The 21884-nt window shown below is 53.1% G+C and carries 26 protein-coding genes; 4 read left to right on the top strand and 22 right to left on the bottom strand.

Annotation, left to right across the window (positions count from 1 at the left end; genetic code table 11):
* Positions 1-4: 4 nt before the first annotated feature.
* The gene (gene mltF, locus AB3U87_RS15185; protein WP_253459260.1) at positions 5-1462 is read left to right on the top strand and encodes a membrane-bound lytic murein transglycosylase MltF; all 1458 of its coding nucleotides are present in this window, start codon (positions 5-7) and stop codon (positions 1460-1462) included.
* A gap of 131 nt (positions 1463-1593) precedes the next feature.
* On the opposite strand, the gene tadA is transcribed toward mltF, so the two are convergent.
* The 3 genes from tadA to murQ all read right to left on the bottom strand — a co-directional run bounded on the left by tadA (position 1594) and on the right by murQ (position 3807).
* Entirely contained in the window at positions 1594-2106 is a 513-nt protein-coding gene (tadA, locus tag AB3U87_RS15180; protein ID WP_394149602.1) for a tRNA adenosine(34) deaminase TadA, read from the bottom strand.
* 39 nt (positions 2107-2145) lie between these two features.
* On the bottom strand, positions 2146-2784 hold the full coding sequence (yfhb, locus tag AB3U87_RS15175) for a phosphatidylglycerophosphatase C (RefSeq protein WP_253459257.1): 639 nt from the start codon (positions 2782-2784) through the stop codon (positions 2146-2148).
* A 120-nt stretch (positions 2785-2904) separates the two neighbouring features.
* The gene (gene murQ / locus AB3U87_RS15170; RefSeq protein ID WP_394149599.1) at positions 2905-3807 is read right to left on the bottom strand and encodes an N-acetylmuramic acid 6-phosphate etherase; all 903 of its coding nucleotides are present in this window, start codon (positions 3805-3807) and stop codon (positions 2905-2907) included.
* Between the two features lie 159 nt (positions 3808-3966).
* On the opposite strand from murQ, the gene AB3U87_RS15165 reads away from it, so the two are divergent.
* The 3 genes from AB3U87_RS15165 to AB3U87_RS15155 all read left to right on the top strand — a co-directional run bounded on the left by AB3U87_RS15165 (position 3967) and on the right by AB3U87_RS15155 (position 7176).
* Complete coding sequence (locus AB3U87_RS15165; protein WP_301730823.1) at positions 3967-4806, top strand: MurR/RpiR family transcriptional regulator; 840 nt, start codon at positions 3967-3969, stop codon at positions 4804-4806.
* A 325-nt stretch (positions 4807-5131) separates the two neighbouring features.
* Entirely contained in the window at positions 5132-6415 is a 1284-nt protein-coding gene (locus tag AB3U87_RS15160) for an O-antigen ligase family protein (RefSeq protein ID WP_301252057.1), read from the top strand.
* Positions 6412-7176 carry a glycosyltransferase family 25 protein gene (locus AB3U87_RS15155; RefSeq protein ID WP_301252059.1) on the top strand — a complete coding sequence of 255 codons (765 nt, stop codon included), beginning with the start codon at positions 6412-6414 and terminating at the stop codon, positions 7174-7176. Before AB3U87_RS15160 ends, AB3U87_RS15155 begins: the two co-directional genes overlap by 4 nt.
* A 286-nt stretch (positions 7177-7462) precedes the next feature.
* On the opposite strand, the gene AB3U87_RS15150 is transcribed toward AB3U87_RS15155, so the two are convergent.
* From AB3U87_RS15150 to AB3U87_RS15060, 19 genes are all read right to left on the bottom strand, one after another.
* Positions 7463-8011 carry a tail fiber assembly protein gene (locus AB3U87_RS15150; protein ID WP_301252060.1) on the bottom strand — a complete coding sequence of 183 codons (549 nt, stop codon included), beginning with the start codon at positions 8009-8011 and terminating at the stop codon, positions 7463-7465.
* Complete coding sequence (locus AB3U87_RS15145) at positions 8011-8982, bottom strand: phage tail fiber protein (RefSeq protein WP_301252062.1); 972 nt, start codon at positions 8980-8982, stop codon at positions 8011-8013. Before AB3U87_RS15145 ends, AB3U87_RS15150 begins: the two co-directional genes overlap by 1 nt.
* A 2-nt stretch (positions 8983-8984) precedes the next feature.
* On the bottom strand, positions 8985-9554 hold the full coding sequence (locus AB3U87_RS15140) for a baseplate wedge 1 family protein (protein WP_301252063.1): 570 nt from the start codon (positions 9552-9554) through the stop codon (positions 8985-8987).
* The gene (locus tag AB3U87_RS15135) at positions 9551-10753 is read right to left on the bottom strand and encodes a baseplate J/gp47 family protein (protein ID WP_394149595.1); all 1203 of its coding nucleotides are present in this window, start codon (positions 10751-10753) and stop codon (positions 9551-9553) included. The genes AB3U87_RS15140 and AB3U87_RS15135 overlap by 4 nt, the downstream gene beginning before the upstream one ends.
* The gene (locus AB3U87_RS15130) at positions 10753-11106 is read right to left on the bottom strand and encodes a contractile injection system sheath initiator (RefSeq protein WP_369895827.1); all 354 of its coding nucleotides are present in this window, start codon (positions 11104-11106) and stop codon (positions 10753-10755) included. Before AB3U87_RS15130 ends, AB3U87_RS15135 begins: the two co-directional genes overlap by 1 nt.
* Positions 11103-11759 carry a Gp138 family membrane-puncturing spike protein gene (locus AB3U87_RS15125; protein WP_369895829.1) on the bottom strand — a complete coding sequence of 219 codons (657 nt, stop codon included), beginning with the start codon at positions 11757-11759 and terminating at the stop codon, positions 11103-11105. Before AB3U87_RS15125 ends, AB3U87_RS15130 begins: the two co-directional genes overlap by 4 nt.
* Before the next feature lie 40 nt (positions 11760-11799).
* Positions 11800-12909 (bottom strand): hypothetical protein, encoded by a 1110-nt coding sequence (locus AB3U87_RS15120; protein ID WP_370734384.1) that lies wholly within the window; start codon positions 12907-12909, stop codon positions 11800-11802.
* A complete protein-coding gene (locus tag AB3U87_RS15115; RefSeq protein WP_253459228.1) occupies positions 12906-13214 on the bottom strand; it encodes a phage baseplate plug family protein in 309 nt (102 codons plus the stop codon). The genes AB3U87_RS15120 and AB3U87_RS15115 overlap by 4 nt, the downstream gene beginning before the upstream one ends.
* Entirely contained in the window at positions 13214-13780 is a 567-nt protein-coding gene (locus AB3U87_RS15110) for a phage baseplate protein (RefSeq protein WP_369895831.1), read from the bottom strand. Before AB3U87_RS15110 ends, AB3U87_RS15115 begins: the two co-directional genes overlap by 1 nt.
* A complete protein-coding gene (locus AB3U87_RS15105) occupies positions 13777-15423 on the bottom strand; it encodes a phage tail tape measure protein (protein ID WP_253459222.1) in 1647 nt (548 codons plus the stop codon). Before AB3U87_RS15105 ends, AB3U87_RS15110 begins: the two co-directional genes overlap by 4 nt.
* The gene (locus AB3U87_RS15100) at positions 15413-15565 is read right to left on the bottom strand and encodes a DUF6889 family protein (protein ID WP_125289489.1); all 153 of its coding nucleotides are present in this window, start codon (positions 15563-15565) and stop codon (positions 15413-15415) included. Before AB3U87_RS15100 ends, AB3U87_RS15105 begins: the two co-directional genes overlap by 11 nt.
* A 35-nt stretch (positions 15566-15600) precedes the next feature.
* Positions 15601-16026 carry a phage tail assembly chaperone gene (locus AB3U87_RS15095; RefSeq protein WP_394149591.1) on the bottom strand — a complete coding sequence of 142 codons (426 nt, stop codon included), beginning with the start codon at positions 16024-16026 and terminating at the stop codon, positions 15601-15603.
* A 3-nt stretch (positions 16027-16029) separates the two neighbouring features.
* On the bottom strand, positions 16030-16470 hold the full coding sequence (locus AB3U87_RS15090; protein ID WP_125289487.1) for a phage structural protein: 441 nt from the start codon (positions 16468-16470) through the stop codon (positions 16030-16032).
* Between the two features lie 10 nt (positions 16471-16480).
* Entirely contained in the window at positions 16481-17632 is a 1152-nt protein-coding gene (locus AB3U87_RS15085; protein WP_301252073.1) for a DUF3383 family protein, read from the bottom strand.
* A 3-nt stretch (positions 17633-17635) separates the two neighbouring features.
* A complete protein-coding gene (locus tag AB3U87_RS15080) occupies positions 17636-18181 on the bottom strand; it encodes a phage neck terminator protein (protein WP_394149588.1) in 546 nt (181 codons plus the stop codon).
* Positions 18182-18275: 94 nt separating this feature from the next.
* Entirely contained in the window at positions 18276-18713 is a 438-nt protein-coding gene (locus tag AB3U87_RS22615) for a lysis protein (RefSeq protein WP_436830343.1), read from the bottom strand.
* Between the two features lie 29 nt (positions 18714-18742).
* On the bottom strand, positions 18743-20563 hold the full coding sequence (locus tag AB3U87_RS15070) for an amylovoran biosynthesis protein AmsF (protein WP_301252076.1): 1821 nt from the start codon (positions 20561-20563) through the stop codon (positions 18743-18745).
* 93 nt (positions 20564-20656) lie between these two features.
* Positions 20657-21097, bottom strand: coding sequence for a lysozyme (locus AB3U87_RS15065; RefSeq protein WP_369895837.1), 441 nt, complete (start codon positions 21095-21097; stop codon positions 20657-20659).
* Complete coding sequence (locus tag AB3U87_RS15060) at positions 21081-21431, bottom strand: phage holin, lambda family (RefSeq protein WP_394149586.1); 351 nt, start codon at positions 21429-21431, stop codon at positions 21081-21083. The genes AB3U87_RS15065 and AB3U87_RS15060 overlap by 17 nt, the downstream gene beginning before the upstream one ends.
* Between the last annotated feature and the right edge of the window lie 453 nt (positions 21432-21884).

Genomic DNA, 21884 nt, shown 5'->3' with positions numbered 1-21884 from the left:
CCATTTGAAACGCCTGAAAATTAATTATCTGTTCATCGGGCTGGTGACGGTACTGCTCGCGCTTGCGCTGTGGCCGTCGATCCCGTGGCACAGCAGCGGGCTGGACCGAACGGAACAGATAAAAGCACGGGGAGTATTGCGCGTCAGCACGCTCAATTCGCCCCTGACTTACTACACAGTGAATAAAGCACCGGCCGGTATGGATTACGAGTTGGCGAAACGCTTTGCCGATTATCTGGGCGTAAAGCTGCAAATCACGGTGCGTCAAAACCTCAGCGAGCTGTTTGACGACCTGGAAGAGGATAAAGCGGACGTGCTGGCGGCGGGGCTAATCTACAACAGCGATCGCCTGTCGCGCTTTCGCACCGGCCCGACCTACTATTCCGTTTCCCAGCAGCTGGTTTACCGGATGGGCAAGCCGCGTCCGCCGAATCTGGGCGCGCTGAAGGGTCGCCTGACGGTTGCGTCCGATTCCGCGTTCGCTTCGACGCTGCGCGATATCCGGCAAAATCAGTATCCCGATCTGGACTGGGCCATCTCTACCGATCAGAGCCCGAATGCCCTGCTGGAAGCGGTGGCGGACGGCAAGCTCGACTATACGGTGGGCGATTCGGTGTCGATCGCGCTGCTACAGCGGATCCATCCGCAGCTGGCGGTGGCTTTCGATATCACGGATGAAGAGCCGGTGACCTGGTATATGGCGCGCGACGAAGATGACAGCCTGTATGCGGCGATGCTGGACTACTTTAACCAGATGGCGGAAGAAGGCGCGATGGCGCGGCTGGACGAGAAGTATCTGGGCCACGTCGGCACCTTCGACTATGTCGATACCCGCACTTTTCTGCGCGCCATCGACAGTATGCTGCCTGCTATCCGCCCGCTGTTTCAAAAATACGCCAGCGAGATCGACTGGCGGCTGCTGGCGGCTATTTCCTGGCAGGAGTCGCACTGGAACCCGCAGGCCACCTCGCCTACCGGCGTGCGCGGTATGATGATGCTGACCCGCAATACGGCGGACAGCGTCAACGTCAGCGACAGAACCGATCCGGAACAGAGCATTCGCGGCGGCAGCGCGTATCTGGTGAAAATGATGGAGAAGGTGCCGCCGACCATCCCGGAAGATGAGCGCATCTGGTTCGCGCTGGCGGCGTATAACATGGGCTACGCGCATATGCTGGACGCGCGCAGGCTGACCGAAAAGCAAAAAGGCAATCCGGACAGCTGGGCCGACGTCAAGCAGCGGCTGCCGATGCTGAGCCAGAAACGCTATTACAGCCAGACCACCTACGGCTACGCGCGCGGCCAGGAAGCCTACAACTATGTGGAGAACATCCGCATTTACCAGCTGAGCCTGGTGGGCTATTTACAGGATCAGGAAAGGAAGCTGGCGCAGCAGGCGGCAATGGAAGCGCAGCTGGGTAAAGGCTATCCGGCCGTGGAGCCGCAGGTGGCGATGAACTGAATATGGGCGCGGGGAACGGCGGGGAAGTAAAAACACCCGGAGCGCGGCACGGCAACATTTTATGAATCTTTAAGCCAGGCCACGTTCTCTGCTCTTTTCTGCAAAAGGGCGCTGTTATCCAGCGCCCTTGTTTATTCTCCTTTCAGCAGCTCCGCGCGCAGCCTGTCGCGCAGCGCCTTTTTCTCCGCCCGACGATGGCGGAAGAAATCGCTTAGCATAGCCGCGCACTCTGCCGCCAGCACGCCCTGCTCCACGCTGACCTGATGATTCATGCCCGCATGGCCTAAGATATCCAGCAACGACCCCGCCGCGCCGGTTTTCTCATCCCGCGCGCCAAACACCAGCCGCCCCACTCTGCCGTGCACCATCGCGCCCGCACACATCACGCACGGCTCCAGCGTTACGTACAGCGTGGTGTCCAGCAACCGATAGTTTTCCAGCACCTTGCCGCCCTGCCGCAGCGCCATAATCTCCGCATGCGCGGTCGGATCGTGATAGCCGATAGGCCGGTTCCAGCCTTCGCCGATAACGGTATCGCCCTGCACCAGCACGGCACCGACGGGCACTTCGCCTTCATCCCAGGCACGGCGCGCCAGCGTTAAAGCATGGCGCATCCATTTTTCATCAATTTGGGTATCGCTCACCTGAGCCTCCAGCAAAAAATCGCGGGGCAGTATACCCGTTTACTCCAGCTGTTGCAGTTCGCCCTGCGGCGTCACCCGCCAGCGATGCTGGCAGAAGAAAAGCAGCGGGTTATCCTGCTTGCTGTCGCTGTAGCCGCTGTAAAGCTGTAAAGGCGTGCCGATACGTTTTTCCAGCTGCGCCACCTTTTCATGTCCCAGGCAGCGCATTGTCAGCACTCGTCCACCGTAGCCGCGTGACATCTGGCTGGCGATCGTTTTTACCTTCGGCAGAAAAGCGGAGTCAAAATAGACCAGATCCACCAGCGACTGCGGCGAGCCGGTAATCAGCCAGACATCAGCGTCAGCGCTGTTCAGGTAGTCGGTCAGCCGCTGCTGCACCACCGGGAAAGCGGTGACCCGTTGCCGAAACCACTGCGCAAAGGCTTTTTCGCGCACCAGCAGCTTCTTTTCGCTGTGGCCGAACGTAATCGCCCACAGCAGCAGACTCATCGGCCAGCGCGAAGCGCGCCCCTTGAGAAGCAGGCCGGCGCCGATCACGGGCAGCAAAGGCGCCACCAGCAACAGGTTGAGCGGCTGACGCCATAGCAAATAGCGCATAAAAGTGCCGAACATATCCTGCTGATGCAGCGTGCCGTCGAGATCGAAAAATACCACACGTCGTTCCTGACCAGTTATCAAACCTTTCTCCTCGGGGAAAACCCACAAACCAGACGCGTTTCGCGCCGTCATAACGCTGTTAATAATAGTGGACGCTGAGACAGCAATGTCAAAACTGCGCGCGGTGCGGGTAAATCCGCTTCAGCGCATACTCGCCTGTAATGCCGCGCGTAAGAAGCCGCCGTGTTCGGCAAGCAGCGTAGCGGCTTTTGTTGCGTCAAGGCCGCTCAACACCATCAGGATAGCGGTTTTTACTTCATATGCCGTTTGCCGAAGCGCCCGTTCCGCCTCTTCCCGCTCGCAGCCCGTCGCCTGGCAAACCATCCGGCAGGCGCGATCGACCAGTTTGACGTTGGTCGCCTGCATATCCACCATCAGGTTCTGATAGACCTTGCCGATTTTCACCATCGCGCCGGTGGAGATCATATTCAGCACCAGCTTCTGCGCCGTTCCCGATTTTAGCCGCGTCGATCCGGTGAGCGCCTCTGGCCCCACGACCGGCGAAATGGCGATGGCCGCTTCATGCGCGATGGGCGAGGCCGGGTTACAGGAGATTGCTGCGGTGCGGCAGCCGGACTGGCGGGCGAAACGCAATGCGCCAATGACATAAGGCGTGCGTCCGGAAGCAGCCAGGCCGACCACCATATCCTGCGGCGTCAGCTTCAGCGCCTGCAAATCGCTGACGCCCAGCTGTTCATTATCCTCGGCGCCTTCGACCGCTTTCAGCAGCGCGCCCGGCCCGCCCGCGATTACCCCTACCACCAGCCCATGCGGCACGCCGAAGGTCGGTGGACATTCGGAAGCGTCCAGCACGCCGAGCCGCCCGCTGGTACCCGCGCCCATATAGATAAGCCTGCCGCCTTCCTGTAACGAAGCGGCCGCCGCGTCTACCGCCTGCGCCACCTGCGGCAGCGTCCTGCGCACCGCTGCTGCAACGGTAGCGTCCTGATCGTTAAATTTCGTTACCATCTCCAGCGTGGAGAGACTGTCGAGGTCCATTGTGTCTGCATTACGTGTTTCTGAAATCAGTGCGCCAAGATCCATGCTATCCTCACAAATGAATTTTTAATTCTGTATTCGGCTTAATTACTGAATATTATATTCATAACCGTTTTCCGAAGGGTCTTTTTTACTAAGCTGGCCGCCTTTTATAAGGGTAGCTGACGTGCTGAAGCGTGTTCAGACCGTTTTAAGGAGGAGCCGATGAGCTCACTATTACGTATTCGCCAACTCTATCCCACGCTGGCGCTGAACGAGCGACGCCTCGCTGACTTTTTACTGTCGCAGCCGGATAAGGCGCGGCATCTCAGTTCGCAAAGGCTGGCGGAAGAAGCGGGCGTCAGCCAGTCCAGCGTGGTGAAGTTTGCGCAGAAGCTGGGCTACAAGGGATTTCCGGCACTGAAGCTGGCGCTGAGCGAATCGCTGGCGAAAAAAGACGCTATTACCGTGCATAACCTGATCTTAAGCGACGATCCGTTAAAAGTCGTGGGCGAGAAGCTGCTGGCAGAAAAACAGTCCGCTATCCGCGCCACGCTGGATATCAACAGCGAGGAAAAGCTAACGGAAACGTTGCAGCTGTTAAAGGAAGCGAATCGCATTGTGCTGGTAGGTATCGGCGCGTCGGGGCTGGTGGCGAAAGATTTTTCGTGGAAGCTGATGAAGATTGGTATTCACGCCGTGGCCGAGCAGGATATGCATGCGCTATTGGCCAGCGTGCAGGCGTTAAATCCGGGCGATGTGCTGCTGGCAATTTCCTATACCGGCGAACGCCGCGAAATCAACCTTGCCGCTCAGGAAGCGCGGCGTGCCGGGGCCAGCGTGCTGGCCTTCACCGGCTTTACGCCGAACACGCTGCAACAGTGCGCCACGCATTGCCTTTATACGGTGGCCGAAGAGCAAACCACCAGCAGCGCGGCAATCTCTTCGACCTCCGCCCAGCTGACGCTGACCGACCTGCTGTTTATGGCGCTGGTGCAGCACGATCCCGAACGCGCTTCCAGCCATATCCGCCACAGCGAGGCGCTGGTGAAGAAGCTGGTTTGAGGCTCGCGCCAGCGGTAAAACAAGATAGTACTGTCTGGATGGTTCAAATGCGCAACCAGGGGATTTATCATTTCTTTCAAACAGATAGATAAGACCCTGCACTTACCTTTAAGCGGGCTGTTTTGATTTTTCTTTATAGATCAGTTATAAACGAAGGCTAATTTTCTCAGTCGGCAGTACTAAAATTACTCCCCTGAAGGCAGGCGCAATGATTATCCATAAAGGAAATGGCGGCAGTATCCCCAGCAAATGTTATCAGGTATTTATTCAGTTAACGTTCATTCGTAACGGTTTATCTTCCCTTGTGCCAAGGACTCTATTCTAAATGAGCGAATTACTTTCCTCCCGGAAATACACAAGAAATGAGCAAGTCACCAGGGTAATATTTTTTGGTTCTCTGGCATTACTCTTATTGATACTGCCTTTCGGATTTATTCATGAAAAGGCCAGCAGAGTTTCATTCTATCTTTGTAGCTATCTTTGCGCCGCTGGCATTTTACTGAACTTTAAAGATATCCGCTCAACGCTTTTTAATTCCAAAATAATCCTTCCCGGTCTGCTATTGGCAATCATGTTTACAGTATGGTCACTGTTCGCATCGTATAACAAAATTCCAGGAGTGGATAACGGCCTCTTATTCACCCCGGCTAAACGCTGGTTTTTAGCTACGCTTATCGCTTTGTTTACCCTGTGGGGCGTAAAAAAAGAGCTGATCAGTAAGACGCTACTTTATAAATTAACGTGGGTTTCGTTATCTTTTGCCTTTATCCTTTCCAGCGTTTACGGCATCTGGCAGCATATAAACGGCGTCGACAGGATCGTTCTTGGTATAAACCGCGCTACGCTTACCGCCTATGCTTATAGCGCGCTGGCGTTGGCTATGATGACCATGCTTAATCAAATAAATTCGCTATCCGTCAGGTTTACCGCCATCATCCTTACCTGCCTGCTCTCTATATATATCATTCTACTGACTGAAACCCGTTCTGCCATGTTTATCCATACGCTTCTGTCAGTGGCGATTATGATTAGTGCGCTCTGGCGCGGTAAACTCATCAAACCTTTACCGGTGATAGCCATCGTTATAGCTTTTGCGGCCATCGCTACCTTTGGTAAGAGCATCATCTATTCACGCGTTGATACCACTCAGCAGGAAATAACACGATTCAGTCAGGGTGATGACCACACATCCCTGGGATCTCGTTTTACCCTGTGGCAATCGGGCCTTGTGGCTATTCAGGAAAATCTGCTGGGTCAAACCCAGGTCACCAGAAACACTATAATACGCAACTGGATCACCACAAACCATCCTGATTCATTTGCGCTGGAATATATTGATGTTCACTTGCACAATGAATTCCTACAGTACACCTCGCTATTTGGCGTTTTTGGCTTCCTTATCCTTTTATTCTTTTTTATAAAATTGATTTTTGATAATGGTACAGCAGGTATCTTTAGTAACCCTGTCTCGATTATGGCAATCTCTGCGTTGCTGTATGGCATGACAGATGTGCTGTTGACCTCTATAGAGTATATAGTACTGCTCAGCACACTGATTTTGTTGGCCAGCCTCAACAGCAATAAAAAAGTAATAGCGGATAAAAGATGAGTAATATAGCCATTTTCGTGATCAATTTGCCTGTCTCTACAGACAGGTTACAATCTATGCAGAGACAGCTGGCTGCTATAGGTAAAGAATTTTTTACTATTAAAGCTGTCGACGGTTCGAAAATAGCCGATGACGAGTTCTTCTTCTATAAAAGAGAGGTGAGCTACGCCATCACTAAAGGGGAAGTGGGCTGCGCAATGAGCCATTTGAAGGCTTATAAGCAGCTGGTGGACTCTGACTATGATCTAGCCTTAATTCTGGAAGATGATGTCACCGTTCCCGCCGATATTGGGAAACATTTGGAGAGTATCGCTAAAAATAACAGTGACAGGCATAGTACCGTCACTCTGCTTTCTGATATTAACCAATATCAGAACAAGCAGCTTTATTCTACAGATAATACGCATCATGTTCATAAAGTACTTAATGCAGCCTTCTCGCACGGCTATGTGATCAATAAACCGGCGGCAAAAAAGATGCTGGCCAACCTCTTTCCAGTCTGGTGCGTCGCAGATCAATGGACAACGTTTCAAGAGTTTGGGTTAATTGATCTTCACGGGGTAGTGCCATCATTGATAAATACCTATGAACCGTTGGAAAAAGTAACAACCATTGGGGACAGAAGCTCAGAATTGGTAAGGAAGGAGAAAAAAATAATATGGCGAAGAATAAGGAATTCACGCCCTGTAATGTTAAAGATCAAGAAAAGTTTGTGGCTGGCTTTTGTCAGGCCGTTTATTTCTATTAAGAAAAAAAATTAACTATGAAATCACACTTGGGGTAGTGAGCAGACCACTACCCTAGTGTGCCATGTACCTTTAAAAAATATATTCCCAGGATATCCTCAGAATCACAAGGCCCTTGAAATTATTTTAGAATGATATTCACTATTATAATTTAAAAACAAATGGTTATTTCTATAAATATATTTTTAACTACATCAAAAATTGTAATATAGCGCATTATATAAATACAATTTGCCACTCCAGCCGAATGCACTTAATAAAAAAATACCCAACAAATTAATTTTAAATCACATGATCGTCTTTAGCGATTTGGAGCTGTAGGCCATATAATATCTTGCGCAACGTTAACATCGATTCTACTCACCAGAACCCGAAACGCCTTCCACTTAGCGAGCATCTTTTCTTCAGCATCGGTTACAATACCAAGTGATTCAGCGTCCCGAATAATCTCAATATTCTCATTTGCCTCTCTGAGAAAGTCTGCCTTTTGAATAGTTGCTTTTTCCACATAATCTACCGGAGAAGATATAATGCTTCCATTATCAACCATCCAATTACCAAGCCTGTCAAAACCTTTGGGAAGCTCGGTGCTATTCATCTCAATAACGCTTAAATCATCAGGAACTATTGCCGAAGCATCCTGGTTAAAGTCCCTGACCACACCTTTTTTATCGTAAGCTATTTTGATCGTATCCTTTTCAAAAGAAGACAAACTGTCATACCAGTCCCGACCAGTTTCATCCTGATAAAAAACAATCGAAACATTATTTACATTGATGAAATGAAAAATATCGCTATTGTTTTCATTCTGAACGGGAAAGTATTTAATAAAATTCTTCAAGTGTAACATCAGGCAACTCCTACATTATACCAATTTCCATTGATTAAAATTTGCGGGTAACGGTAGTTTACAGCGGTATAGTTTGTTTTCTGTTGCACGCCTACCACTACCGTACCATCAGGGGCATTTGCAAACGTATTATCATTATTGTTATTAGTTGCACTGCCCCAGCCAGCAAGTCTGAATGAAGACACCCTTGAATTAAGCTGACCGCTTGCCCAATCATATAGCCACCCTCCCCATCGAGATCCATAAACATTACCATCCGATGCCAGCTGCGAGGCGCCGTTTCCGGCATAGACACTGCTCATAGACAATATGTCCTGAGCAGATGAAATCCTACCGTTTGCTGAAAAATTACGCTCTGTACGTAGATCGCCAGAGGCATAGTTAACAGCAAATGGCCTTAAATTATTCCATCCACCTCGGGGATCGCCATCTTTTGTCAGCATCAGATAGTAATTTTCACCATCAAATCGCCAAAAAACGCCTTTGTTATTAGAAATAATCCGATAATTATCTACTGCGTTCGACCAAACTTCGCCTTTTATCTCACCACCAGTAACAGGAAACGCCCCTACTTCTGCCGCGCTAAGCCCGTTTTTTAACGCCAGGCTACCCAAACCAAGATTGCCGCGCGCCTGCGCTACGTTATTTACATCCGCAAGGTTTTTGCCGCTTTGCAAATAACGGTTATCCAGCTGAGAAGTGGAATTATTTAACAGCGCTTTCAGTAAAGTTGCCTGCAATGCCGCTGTGTCACCATCGTCCAGCACATCATTACCGGATTTATCTGCCATAAAGCTGGCTACGACAGAAGCAATCGTCGAGGCCTGTCGCCAGACCTTATTCAGCTGTTCGCTTCTGGCGATGCCGGTTTGAAAGCCGTTTGCCGTAGCATCCAGCGCTTCGTAATCCGCCTGTGACAGCACGTTTGCGCTTTCGCCCGTAGCAAAAGGTTTAAAGTCATTTTTTGCCATCGTTATTCTCCATTAATTTCATAATTTACCGTGACGCCAGCGGGCTTGATCGCCAGATAGCCCTGCTTAATAATTTCTTTGGTAATGGTGGACAGGTTTTTTGCCGTCACATATACCGTTACGGTCATATCCTGATTATCGGTAAAGGTGATATTGATATCCTGCTTCGTATAGATTTCTTGCAGAATTGCGGGCAACGTGTCGGCCGTGCCGTCCCACTTATTGGCGCCGATTTTAGCGCGCAGCATCGTGCGATAATCCTCATCATCCACTTTGATAATGCCCGAATCGGGTTCATACCTGTCTTTCCAGCTGCCAAGGTCGAAGCCCAGCGAGGCCTTATCAAAGGTAAAAAAGTAATCTTCAATCGGTGCGTTAATACTTCTGGCTCGCCCGATCCACTCGCCTAAAATATCAAGCTGCGCGCCGGTAGCGTTGTCTATATCTAACGCCGCTACGATTTCGCTAAAGAGATCGATAATTTCTTTTTGCGGCCGCGTGGTTAAATCAATGTGCTCAACGTATTTCGCTTTTCCGCGATGGTAGTTGGTGATCAGATCGGTATAGTTCATGCGGTCACCGATATCGTAATATTATCTGCCTCGCAGCTGGCAAATTCGTTATAGCCGATAGCGATATTGCCTGAGGAAAGCGCGGCTTCGCTTTTTCCTGCCAGCAGGGTCAGGATGTCGTAGTACTGGCTGTCCGTACTGTCCTGCCCTGTCGTCAGGTTAGCGGGCGAATAAAGACGGCTGAGCAGAACGCTATTGCCGATCCCCAGACTATTGATATAGGCCGCCAGCGCCTTTTTAATTTTCTCCGCGATGGGGCTGGTGTAGCCCGTCAGCGCTTTCAGCTCCAGCGACAGATAAACCGGCACCGGCACCGGCCGCGAAAAGCGGATCGCCTGCGGCGTGCCATAGCTGTCGGCAAGCGTTATGGTGGTATTGCCAAACGTGCCTACGCCCAGCGATTTCTTTTTGCGAATAACGTCGGCGATCGTATTTGCGTCACCACCCTGCACCACTGCCGAAATAGTATGGCCGGGCAGCCCATTCGCATCCTTATCATCGCTGTCGTTCTGGTAAAGCTTATGCCCGACGACGCCTGCGATATTTGAAATTGCGCCGTCCAGCGCGTCAAAAGTGGTCAGCGCCGTCAATGAAACGCTTTGCGCCTGGCGCAGCCGCAGTTCCGCGTCCGTTTCGGCAACGCTTCCCGTGGCCGCCGCGTTCAGGTTGGTCACCGTCTGCCAGCCGCGCGTCGGCGTGTTGATTTGGTTAACGGAACCACTTACCGCCGCTATCGGCCCGGTTTCCGCGCAGGTGGCCGTCACGGTGACCAATCCCGTGGTGGCAATCGTTACGCTTGCGGGCAGGTTCCAGATAACGTTATTACTGTCCCTGACCGAGCCGTTAACAATGGTGGTGCCCGGCGTGCCGCTCAGCTGTAAATCCACCGTTGAGTTGGTCGCGGGTTTACGCACGATACCGTTGATTTTTACATTGCGCGTCAGCGCGTCGCCCACCGCGGTGGACGGCGAAAACGAGTTGTAGCAGGTTATCGCCATATTATTGGCATCGTGGATAGCCAGCGCCATAATCGCTATCATCTGGCCGTCTTTGCTGTCCGGTTCCAGATAGGCGTCGGTGCCATAAATTTGTCGGAAATAGTCGGTCAGCGCGCTGAGGATTGTCTGGTAATCAGGCGCGCCGATGCCTTGGGCCGTTATCGTTGCCGATAACCCCAGCCTGTCTGTCTTAAGAGCCATTATGCCTCGCTTGTTACTGTCGTCGTGCCGTACAGCGTTTCCACGGTTACCGTGAAAATTGCCCGGCGGGATGAAGAGTCGAACGTGGTATTGAAAGAGAGAATGGACTTAACGCCCTGGGTGGCAAGGATGCGCTGGCGCAGAACCATTTCCGCCGTCGCGCTGTGCTGCTTGCCGGTCAGCGATTGCAGCCAGGGCGTGCCTTCCGTGGTATCCAGAAACCATTGCCCATACCATAATTGCAGCCGCGTTTTAATCGCCTGTGCCACGCACGCCGGCGAGTTAACCAGGAAAGCGCTGTCCCCTTTGCCAAAGGCGTAATCGCCGTCCTGCTCTTCTCTGCGATATCTCATTGCGGCCCCCTTGTGTAGCTGCTGCCGCTCTGGATGCCGCCATGAACGTGATCGATCTGGCTGATGCCGCCAGCGGTCTGATCGCCGGTCGAGGTAATATCGCCATTGACGTGCAGATTGCCGTTAAGCGTTAGCCGCGTAGTGGTGATATTGACCTCACCGCTCTGTTTCAGCTCGATAAAGGCCTGGCCTTCATCCGTACGGATTTGCAAAGCCTCCGTGCTGATAGCGCTGATTTTTTCCTTCTGGGACTGCGGCCCGACCAGCGCGAAAGCGTCGGACAGATCGTGCTGACGCGGATCGACCGGTTCCTGCACGTCGCCGTTTTGCCACCAGAAGTCGATGCAGCGATCGCTGAAGATCACCAGGCATTCATCGCCCTTTTTAACGGGAAAGGTGATGGTACAGCCGCCGCCGCGGGGAAAAATCACGGGAACGTCGACCAGCAAAGGCAGCGCCTGAGAAACCGGCTGGCCGCTGGCATTGCGCACGCTGCCCTTAATGGCCGGCTGCACCACGCAGGTTACAGTGTCGGGATCGAAGGATTGAATAATGCCGGGTAAGGCTACGCGTAGCGTTGTGGACACCATGTCCGCTAAAGCCCGATACGCCTGAGCTTCCCCGCCAATCACTGACTGGATAGAAACGGGCATAAAAACTCCAAAAAAAAACCGCCTCAGGCGGATGGTTGAATTAGTGCGGCGCGGCGGGCGCCTTAAGGGCGGTCTGTTTATCCCGCACGATGCAGGTCAGTGTCATATACCAATTCTTATCACGGGTATCACCTTCGTAAGTGATACCTTTAACGATATAGACGCCGTCGGCCGCGATATCGGCAGGCGGCTGCGCGTTCTTTTGCTCGCCCTGGGGCGCCGCCTGCGGCTGCGCTTTGTTCCCTTTTGCCGCCGCCTCTCTTTCTTCGGCGGCCGCGCGGTTGACCGATTCCATGGCATTACGCATGCTGTTAAGCGCAGCCTGATTGATATGCACCAGACCATGCAGACGAAGCGTTGGGTCGATCAGGCATTTGATGTTGACCCCTTCCGTGGTCAGTTCGGGCGCGCCGATCATGCCGGTCTGGCTGTTCAGCACCACAATGCGTTCGAGATAGCTTTCTTCCGGCACCATTTGCAGTTTGCCGTCGACAAACTGCCAGGTCGCGCGGCACTGCGCGGCAACGTTATCCATCACCTGGCTGGCCGTCTGATAGAGTACCCGCCCTCTGGGGAAACGCGTGGGCGGCATGGTGCCGGTGGCGCCAGCGGTCACGCCGTAAGGATTAAAGCTGCGCAGGGTTAACCTGTGGATGGCGCTGGCATCGTAACCTGCGGCGACGGTAGTGTTGACCGTTGCCTCCATTGCGGCCTGATGACCATCGATAGCCTGAATTTTCAATACGCTTTCCGGACTAGCCTGCGTAGATTCTTTGGATCCGATCTTATCAATAAACGCATAGCGGATTTCGCCGCTAAAGATTTCGCCGTAATTTGGGCCTCCTGATTTAACCGGCGGGTTTTCGATCGCTTTTCCCACCATATAGTCAGGTATAACCGGCTCCTCTTCGTTCTTATCCGGCAGGACTCCCGTATAGCCCGCGATAAGGCGCAGCTTTTTATATTTGCCGCTCACGATCGCGTTGCGGGTTTCCGCACTCAGGTTATAAATTTTAATCTCCGCAGTGCTGCCCTTGCTTTGCACATGAGTAACAATTTTGAAATCGACCTTTAAATCGCCCAGGATAATCGACGCTTTACTGGCATCTTCCAGCAGCAGCTCACAGTAGCGCATCCAGTTAACGCTCATGCCGCCTCCGTGATAATGCAAAGATGCGCGGTGTAACCGAGATCGTACTGACCCGGCGCGGTATTGCCGCTGCTGTCGGAAAACAGCCACAGGCCAAAGCCCAGCTGCAGATAAGCATACTGCGCCACCAGGTCGGCGCCGGTCACCAGCGGAATGCCCGCGATAATATCCCCGCCGTCGCTGTTTTGCAGATCGAGAAACCAGCCGCTCTCCCGCCAGATAATGCGCATTTTATAATCGCTATTATTGATGGAAATATCGAACAGCTGATTATCGGGCGTCAGCGGAATTTCGGTAATAGTCATCAGCTGCTCCCCCTCGTGAGAACCACATTCGCCGGGCCGGGCCTGGCGACTTTCTTGCCGTTATTCTGCACGGCAGAGGTCTTCGCGCCCTGCGCCATATTCTCCTTTTCCGCGCTGCTGAGCGTTCGCGTCTGCGTAATCATCAGCTCGGTCAGGCCTAACGAGGCGAACAGCACGTGTTCCGTAGAGGCATCCGTTGTCACGGAAATTGAGGTAATCAGCATATTGTTGTACAGCCGCTTGCCGGTCACCACGGTCAGCGGCTGCCTGTTGGTCATCAGCTCCCGCAAATTCTGGTAGCTTTCTGCCGGGCTTAACGATGTCTGGATACCGAATTGTGTCGTATCCATAAAGTCCACCAGCGAACCGCCGCCGGAAAAGCCTACCTCCATAGTCAGCTCCGCAGGCGAGAGATAAGCATGATCGGCGATGGTGGCGCCCGCTTCGACAGGATGCGTGGTGACGTTCAGTTTGTCGGTGTGGCTCTCTTTCATTACCACATTGGGAATAAGCAAACCGATTTTACGTTTGCTTTGCATTAATAGCGTGGGGAAACCTTTTATCATACCGGCATATTCCTTACGGTCTGGACGAATTGCGAGTTCACATCGAACTGACTGTCCGCCACTCTCTGGGCCGTCAGGTGTGGCTCGCCACCCTGCACATAAATATTGGTTTCCTGCTGGATGCCCACGGTGCTGTCCGTTCGGCTCTGCGCTATTTCACTTTGCCAGGGTAAACGGCCGCCCATGCTGAAAGGCAGCGCGCCTGTCAGATTGTCATTGGCAGACCACGTCATCACGTTCGCCAGCATCCGGGCCTGCTGCGGGTTCAACGGGCTGTTTGGATCCGCCAAACCTGGCAATGAGATGTCCGACACGGCGGCCTGTGTCTCTCCGGCCATTTTTTTCACAAAGCGCCAGATTGGACTGTTGGCCAGCTTATTAGTGATATCGGTAAAGAAGTTATCGAAATAGTTCTTCACCTTATCCACGGCGGCGGTCATGCCCGCCGACCAGTTACCCGTCACAAAATCGGTAATAGCCTGTAGCCCGCCCTTCCAGTCAAGCGTGCCTGCCGTAAGCTGGCCGAATTTCTCCAGCAGCCAGTCCAGCGCCTTTTTGGCCGCGTTGATGCCTGGCGCCCACTGATCCCAGTCAATCAGGGTTTTTCCGCCCTCCTGCCAGGTTTTATAGCTGTCGTAAAGCGTGAAAAGCAGCGCTACCAGCGCCACGACTATTCCTATGGGCGAGAGTAAAAAAGCGCTGTTCAGCGCCAGCCAGGCCGCCGTCATTACGCCAAGCGTGACGATCAGCTCCTGCGAACTGCTATCCAGCGAGTCCCACCAGCCGCTTAAATCGGCCACCGCCTGGATCAGACGCAATATGACCCTCTCTCCCACTTCAGCAAGCAGCAGCAGCAGGCTCACCGCGCCGTCAAGCACCCGCTCTACGTCAGGCGCGTTGTCGGTCAGCTTTTTCGTAAAGTTATCGAAGATCTCCCCAAGTCCGTTGTTCAGCCGGCTGCTGCTGTTGGTTTGCAGCAGTTCGACAACCTCATCAAACTTGCGCCTGGCCGTCATAAAGTGGTCGGCGCCGGAGACGGCCTGCGTCATATTGACGCCGAGAGAGTCGGAAAGCTGGTTATAGTCGCCGATAAATTTCCCCAGCCCTCTTTGCATGGCGGCCAGGATATCGGGCGCAAGTCCCAGACTATTGGCGGTCGCCAGCGCCTGCTCTTCCGGCATAGCGCCAAGCCTGCTGCTGGCCTCGCTGAAGAGTTCGCTGTCCGTTTTTTTCTGGCCGCTGGCGTCGCGCGTTGCCACGCCCAGCTTATTCAGGCGCGCTTCCGCGCCCGGCTTATTAATGAGGGTCTGGAAAGCTTTCGCTATGGCATCGTTGCTGAGGCCGGTCTGCGCCGCGCCGTATTCCAGCGCGTTGAGATCGCCCGCTGGCGTACCGGCATTCTGCGCACGGACGCCAAGCTGCTCCAGACGGCTGGCGAAGCGGTTGATGTACTCCACCAGCGCTTTACCCGCCTGCTCTACCGTCTGTTTGATCTTTTGCAGATCGAGCGCCTTTGCCGCCTGTTCGTTGTTTTGCCAGCCCGGCGCCTCAACAAACTGCCTGACTTTTTGCCAGCTGGCGGCCTCCGCCGCCAGCTGTGTATCCAGCACCATCAGAAAATTTTTTGTATTTTCAGCGTTCATTGGCCTGTTTCCATTGCTCAATGCGGTGTTGATTATCCGCTTTCAGATCCAGCCAGTCGTTCAGGCGGGCAATATCCGCCAGATCCACTGAGCCATCCTTGAGCGCGGTGTAGCTGATAAGCCCGGCATCCACCGGGCGCATCAGAAAATCTTCCCCGTCAGGAAGCGTTTCCAGTGTCAGCCCACTGCCGGGACCTCGCTCCTGCTGACGGGGAGTTCGGGCAAAAAACTGCCCAGCGAATCCTCCACTACCCGCAGCACCAGCTTCAGCATGGTGATCAGATCGAGGTCATCGAACATCAGCACGCCCTGAGAGAAGATCGGCACCCAGCTTTTTGCCTGCTGGCGCGAGACTACTGCCAGGCAGGGATGCAAAATCGCATTGGTGTCTTCCTCGCTCATGTCGGCCAGAGAGTGCGCAATAGCGGGCAGAGCTTTTTCCAGCACCTGGAAATAGTCGCCCTGCGCCGCCGCCGATTTCACCGTGTTAATGTCGGAGAGCAGCCCGGCCAGCAGCGGCAGCAGCTTTCGCGAGACTTTAAGCTGTTGAAAAACGTCCAGCTTAGCGATACGGAACGTGATTTCGTTGAGTGTGAATTCCATCGATTAATATTCCCCCATCACCACATCGATTTTGATGCAGTCGAAGATCCAGGCGGTGGTGCCGCCCTCTTTGGCGAATTTACGATCGGGCAGCTTCTGGAAGGCCACGCCGCGCGCGGTGATGACTTCACCCGAGGCGCTGTTGCGGATCACGATAATATTTTTCCCCCAGCTGGCAGAGCTTGCGCTCTGCGCGTTATAGGCCAGCGAAAGCTTTTTATTCACCGGCGAGGTTTCCAGCAGGTTAACCGTAATCTGGCCGGACGTGCCCGGCAGCAGGGTATTCATCCCTTCGCCGTCAATCCCCAGCTTCATGCTGTTTTTATTTTCCTTCATGGAAACGGTAATGCCCTCTTCCGAGCTACCGGAACCGCTTCCCAAATCAAATACCGCGCCCGGGCCAATAAAAGAGGCGGTAACATCCATAAATGAATAGGCAGACATATTTTTTTCCTTAGCGAACAACGTTAATTTGGACATCGGCGTAGTGCACGGCACCGGCCAGTTTGCAGGCAACCTGCATCAGTGGCGCTTTACGCGCTTCGCGATCGGCCTGCGACTGCAGCGCCAGCGGCTGGGCATAGACGTAATAGCCTTTGGTGAGCATGTCGCCGGCAGCCAGCTGGCCAATCTCGCCGCCGTTCCAGACGCCCGGCGCGATCAGCCCGTTGGTCACGGCCTGATCCATCGACGCTTCCACATTGCCCATCAGCCGGGTAATGCCCGCTTCGGTCTGCGGAATTTTGCTGGCAGAGGTGTAGAGCAGGTTATAAAGGTTGGTCTGCACGAAGTTTTGCAGCCAGTCCAGCCCGTGGCGCTCATCAAAGAAGTCGCCGTTAGCCATGACGCCCTGTTGCAGAATGGCGCTGTCGTTGGCGAAAAGGACATAGACGTTGGCCCTTTTGCTTTCCAGTGCGGCGGCCTGCCTGGCGTTCAGGGTTTCATAAGCGATGCCCGGCTCCTGCTTAAATTTCAGCGTCAGCGTGGTGTTGCTGCCGTTGAAATTAACGGTAAAGGCACGGGCGAACGCGGAAATCGCGGCAAAGCGGCTGCGGGTGGAATACTGCACAAAGGTGCGCGCATAGCCTGCCGCCTTCAGCCGGGCGGCGACGTCCGTGGTGGAAGTTGCATCCAGCACCGCTGCGCTGCCGGTGGTAACGGCAAAGACACGGCTTTGACCGGCCGATTCGACAGCCGCCGCTACGCCGAGTACATCTTCGTCGCTGATAACGTCGTCTGCGGCGGTGGCCACGGCCAGGCCGTACCAGTTAGCATATTCCAGCGCGGCGTTGACGGCTTCGACCAGCGTTTCTGTCTTACCCTCTTCGTCCGCGGCGAGCGTTTTAGCCCAGCGGCCGATATAAAGCTGCTGCGGCTGCGGCGACTGCGCAAACCAGACGGCTGCCGCCTGATATTCCGGGGAATCCAGGCCAAAGTCGGCCCCGATATCGGCGGCGGCGGTATAAAGACGCAGGCGTTCCGTCAGGGGGATCACCGTGGCGCTTCCCATAATCAGCATTGAGCCAAAGTTACGACCGGAAGCGGCAACGGGTGACATCAGGACGTCAACATTCACGATGCCGGATAAAGGCAATCCTTGAGGCATATTTTATTCTCCAAAAAATTGAACGGGTGTTTCCACCAGTGAGTAAATTCCGTAGAGACGGAATATTTTACGAACAACACTGACCGTTAATTCATAACGGCGGGTCTGAGCGTTATTAACCATTTCCAATACGGTGGTAATATCGCTACAATCGCTGACGCCAAGCGAAAGCTGTTTTAAAGCGGCAAGGTTTTGCGCCAGCGTATTTCCGTCGCGAAAACGAGCGGCATAAAGCTGGGCGGAAGGGCCATAGAAATGCAGTCGGCATTCCATCCGTTCATCCCGCCACAGCTGGACATTGTCCTCCTGTTGGTTAGTCAACACGGGCGTGCCTTCGGCGGCGATTTTCATCACCATAAAAGCGCAGCCGCTTTCGCCGGTCGGCAGCCATGCAGGCGGCGACGCGCCGTCGTCAACCGCCACCCGATCGGCAGCCAGGCCGGTAAGCCCCTGGATCCACGTGCTGAGTTGTTCTTCCAGCGCGGCGTCCCTGGCTGGTTCGTCATTAAGCGGCGTCAGCCAGCCGGCTGTTTTACTGGTATTCGTCACCAGCACACCTCCTGTTAGTTATTGCAATGAAAAGCAAATTGCAGGCAGCAGAAAAGCGGATGAAAAGATTTCATCCGTCGGGATATAACGCTTATTAAGGCTGACACTGCTGGCGAATATAATCCTGTAATCCCGCTATCTGAATGCGGGCCGTCGCTATTCTTTCTCTGAGAGTGAAATAATACCGTTGAGCGGCGTCAGTAAGTCGGGGGCCGGCTGCATCAGCCACGCCGACGGCGCGGGCCGTGGAGGCGCTGTGGCAGCTGGCGGCGAGCTGCAGCCTGCGCTGGCCAGCAGCAACATCATGCTCAAGCTGGCCAGCGTTTTCCCTGGCCTGTTGCAGTTGCGAAACATATTTTTTATCCATAGCGGCCGCGGCGTTAAGCCGTTGCTGTAGCGTATTAACCTGCTCCTGCTGCTGCCGAAGCTGATTACGGGTATCCACATAGTGGGAATGATAAAAAAGCGCGGTTTTTACTGCGGCCAACATAACAACCGACAGAAAAATAAAGATTAGCCATTTAGCGTTCATTCATTTCATCCGTCCTCTCCTTTTATTTATCAGAAATAGGCCAGCTTGCGGTTTACGCCGTTAATTTTAACGGTGATATAGCCTGCAGGCGTTGCGGTCGCCGCCGGCGCTTCCGCTACTGCCGTCGTCAGCGTCGCCAGGCTGCCGTCAAAGCCATAACCGGCAGTGCCGTTATGAAAATTCATCACCGTAGAGAGCGTGACGCGTTTAGTGGTATCCAGATCGGTGACTTCTGAGAAGTCGGCGCTGAACAGCGAGCACTCTCCCGCTTCAAAGCGCGACGGGCCGGTGGTTTTCAGATTTACCATCACGTCGCCGCACTGCGCCTTGAGCTTGATCCAGACTTCGCCGTACAGGCCTTTGCTGTCGCTGGTTCTGACAATGCAGTCAACCACGCCCGAATCCCCTTCATAATGCAGGTTGCCGCCAACGGAGCTGGCGCCGCGATAAAGGTTCAGGTAGGCCTTACCGCAGACGTTGGTCAGCAGCGGCGCATCGGCAGGCTGCGTAACGGTATCCCTTAGCGTTTTGCCGTGCATTTCCAGATGCCAGTGCTGGTTGGCATGAGGGAAAAAGAATTTGCCGACGCGGAACCATTTATCCTCATCCGTCGTGTTGCTGACGCGGTAGCCGGAATACCAGCCGGCCTTCAGGGAACCGGTCATCTCCGAACCGTAGTTTTCATCGCGACGCCAGCCGTATTCAAAGCCTGACAGCCACGGCGTACCGGATCTGCTCAGGTCGACTTTGGCGCCGGACTGAAGGCTGAGGGCGCGCATCGTGGCCCTGGTGTAGTTCAGCTTCAGCGGATTTTCAGAAGACTCGATGCTCAGCGCGTCGATAATCCACTGGCCGTTGCTCAAATCGCCGGGGAAACGCGTGTGTTCAATCCAGACGTTGCGGATCAGTCCCTGGGTGACGCGCGGCATATAAAGCGTGGCGTCGCTGTATCCTTTCTGGAAATTACAGTTCGACAGCTCGACCGCTGTCGAGTGATCCCAGACGCCAATAACAGAATCCGACCACTGGATATCAAACACTCGCGCATAGGTGGTGTTGCTGTAAATCTGATCCAGACGCGTATCCAGCGTATCGAGCAGTTTGAAAGCGGCGCCGCCGATATTCTCAATGCGGCAGCAGGTAATATTGACGAACTCGCCTTCAATCACGGTATTTTCAAAAAAGGGCTGCGTGTTGCTGACCATTTCCGGCGTAATCACGCCCGTATTGGTTTCGGTGTCCGCCGTAGCCTGTCCGTCCCAGAAGATGCCGCGGATAGCGGTGCGGCGCGCCTTCACTTTAAATACCGTCGCGGCGGACTGGTCGGAAACAATAATGGTGCGCGGTGACACGCCATATTCGCAGTCGTCACCGTACAGGCTGAAATAGTTGATTTCGCCTTCGCCGGTAAGATCGACCGGGTTTACCAGGAATTTCCCGGCCGGGAAGCGAATACCCACGCCGTGGATCGGATTTTTGCTGGTATCGCTAATCGGCGATGAAAAAGCCTGTCCCCATTTATACATATTGATGCAGGCGTCATGGTTGACTTTACCATTGTCCGCATCGAAATTACTGTCGCCGCGCAGACGCTTGCCGCCGAAATGATAGATATTAATATCTTCGACGTTATCAATAATACGCTTCCAGTAATAGCCGCCGCCCGTCGCTACCGCCACGGAGCCGCCATCATCCTTTGATGCTGCTATCGACGCATCAATAAAGCCGACGAAACGCCCGCCGCCCTGAAAGGTGGAATCTTTATCGTAATAACGTTTCAGCATGGCGATATCGCCAGAGGCGGAAGGTTTGGTGGTGCGTAACTCTGCAAATGAATTAACTTCAATCATCTTGATTTCCTTGGGTTGTTGGTTAGTTATTTTTATGGTTATGGCATAGCGAAACGCCACGGTTTTTAGCGAAGAAAATAAAAAAGGACGTTTTTATTTTTTCAGAAAAAGAGCGGCTTCTCTTTTTCTGCGTGGCAGCAGCACGTCAGATAACTGACCGGCCCTTTTCCATAACAGCATGGCTTCTGCGGCGCCCTCATAATCGCCTTGATTTAATTTCTTTAACAGCGTCGAACTATTAAAAGCGCTGACGCCAATATTGAATACCAGACTACATAAAGCATCGTACTGATTTTGCGTCAGACTGACGCTGACTTTTTCATTAATAAAATGCTCAACATGCGAAATATCCGCAAGCAGCAGCTTATTACTTTGCTCAGGCGTAATGACCATGCCGTCCGCTATCGTTTTACTGGCAACAAGGCCCGTATGCCCGACGCCGATAGTTAATATGCCGCGGCTATCCCGATAGGCCGTAAGTTTTTCACCTTCTTCCTGCTTGATAAAGCTGATACCGTCAGGGCTGATTTCCATCTGGCTCTCCCGTTCTTTTGTTGATCCAGCGCTTTAACTTTTCGCTGATATAGTCATTACCCACGTAGCCAATATAAACGGCAAAAACCTGGGCGGCGGCCTCGGGCATATTCCAGTTCAGCAGCGCGCCAATTACCTGCAGCGTCGGCGCCGCAAAGAAAGCCAGGGCGCTGCACGACACCGCGTCAAGCACACGCTTGCTCCAGGGGGTTCGGGCACAAGCGCTGCGCAGCAGGGAAAACATGGCGGCGATGCCGGCATAGCCCCATTCTGTTTTATGGCTGTAAAGCCAGAGTCCGACACTGGCCCAAAAGCTTGGCTCCTGAGGAAACATGCTTTATATCTGGCCTCCTGTATCATTACGGCGCAGGGAAAGCTTGCTCCCTACATCGTTTTTTGAGATGTATTTTAAAGTTTTTTTGATCGTTTGATTATTTACATGCTGCCAGATTATTGCGGGCTATTCGTTACGAAAACCTTTTGATTTTTTATTTCTCCCTGCCTGTCACTAATCCATGCTGCTACATTAAGGGATTTATTTCGTAACGAAAACCATCTTCTTTAATATCTTTTGCAGCCGGTTGTTTATATCCATGATGCTATATTACCGCGGGAAATTCGTTACGAAAACCTTTCCTTTTTCATTTCTCCCTGCCTGTCACTAATCCATGCTGCTACATTAAGGGGTTTATTTCGTAACGAAAACCATTTTCTTTAATATCTTTTGCAGCCGGTTGTTTATATCCATGATGCTATATTACCGCGGGAAATTCGTTACGAAAACCTT

The organism is Erwinia plantamica (genome assembly GCF_043420595.1).
Classification (GTDB): domain Bacteria; phylum Pseudomonadota; class Gammaproteobacteria; order Enterobacterales; family Enterobacteriaceae; genus Erwinia; species Erwinia aeris.
This window is presented reverse-complemented; position numbering and strand designations above follow the sequence as displayed.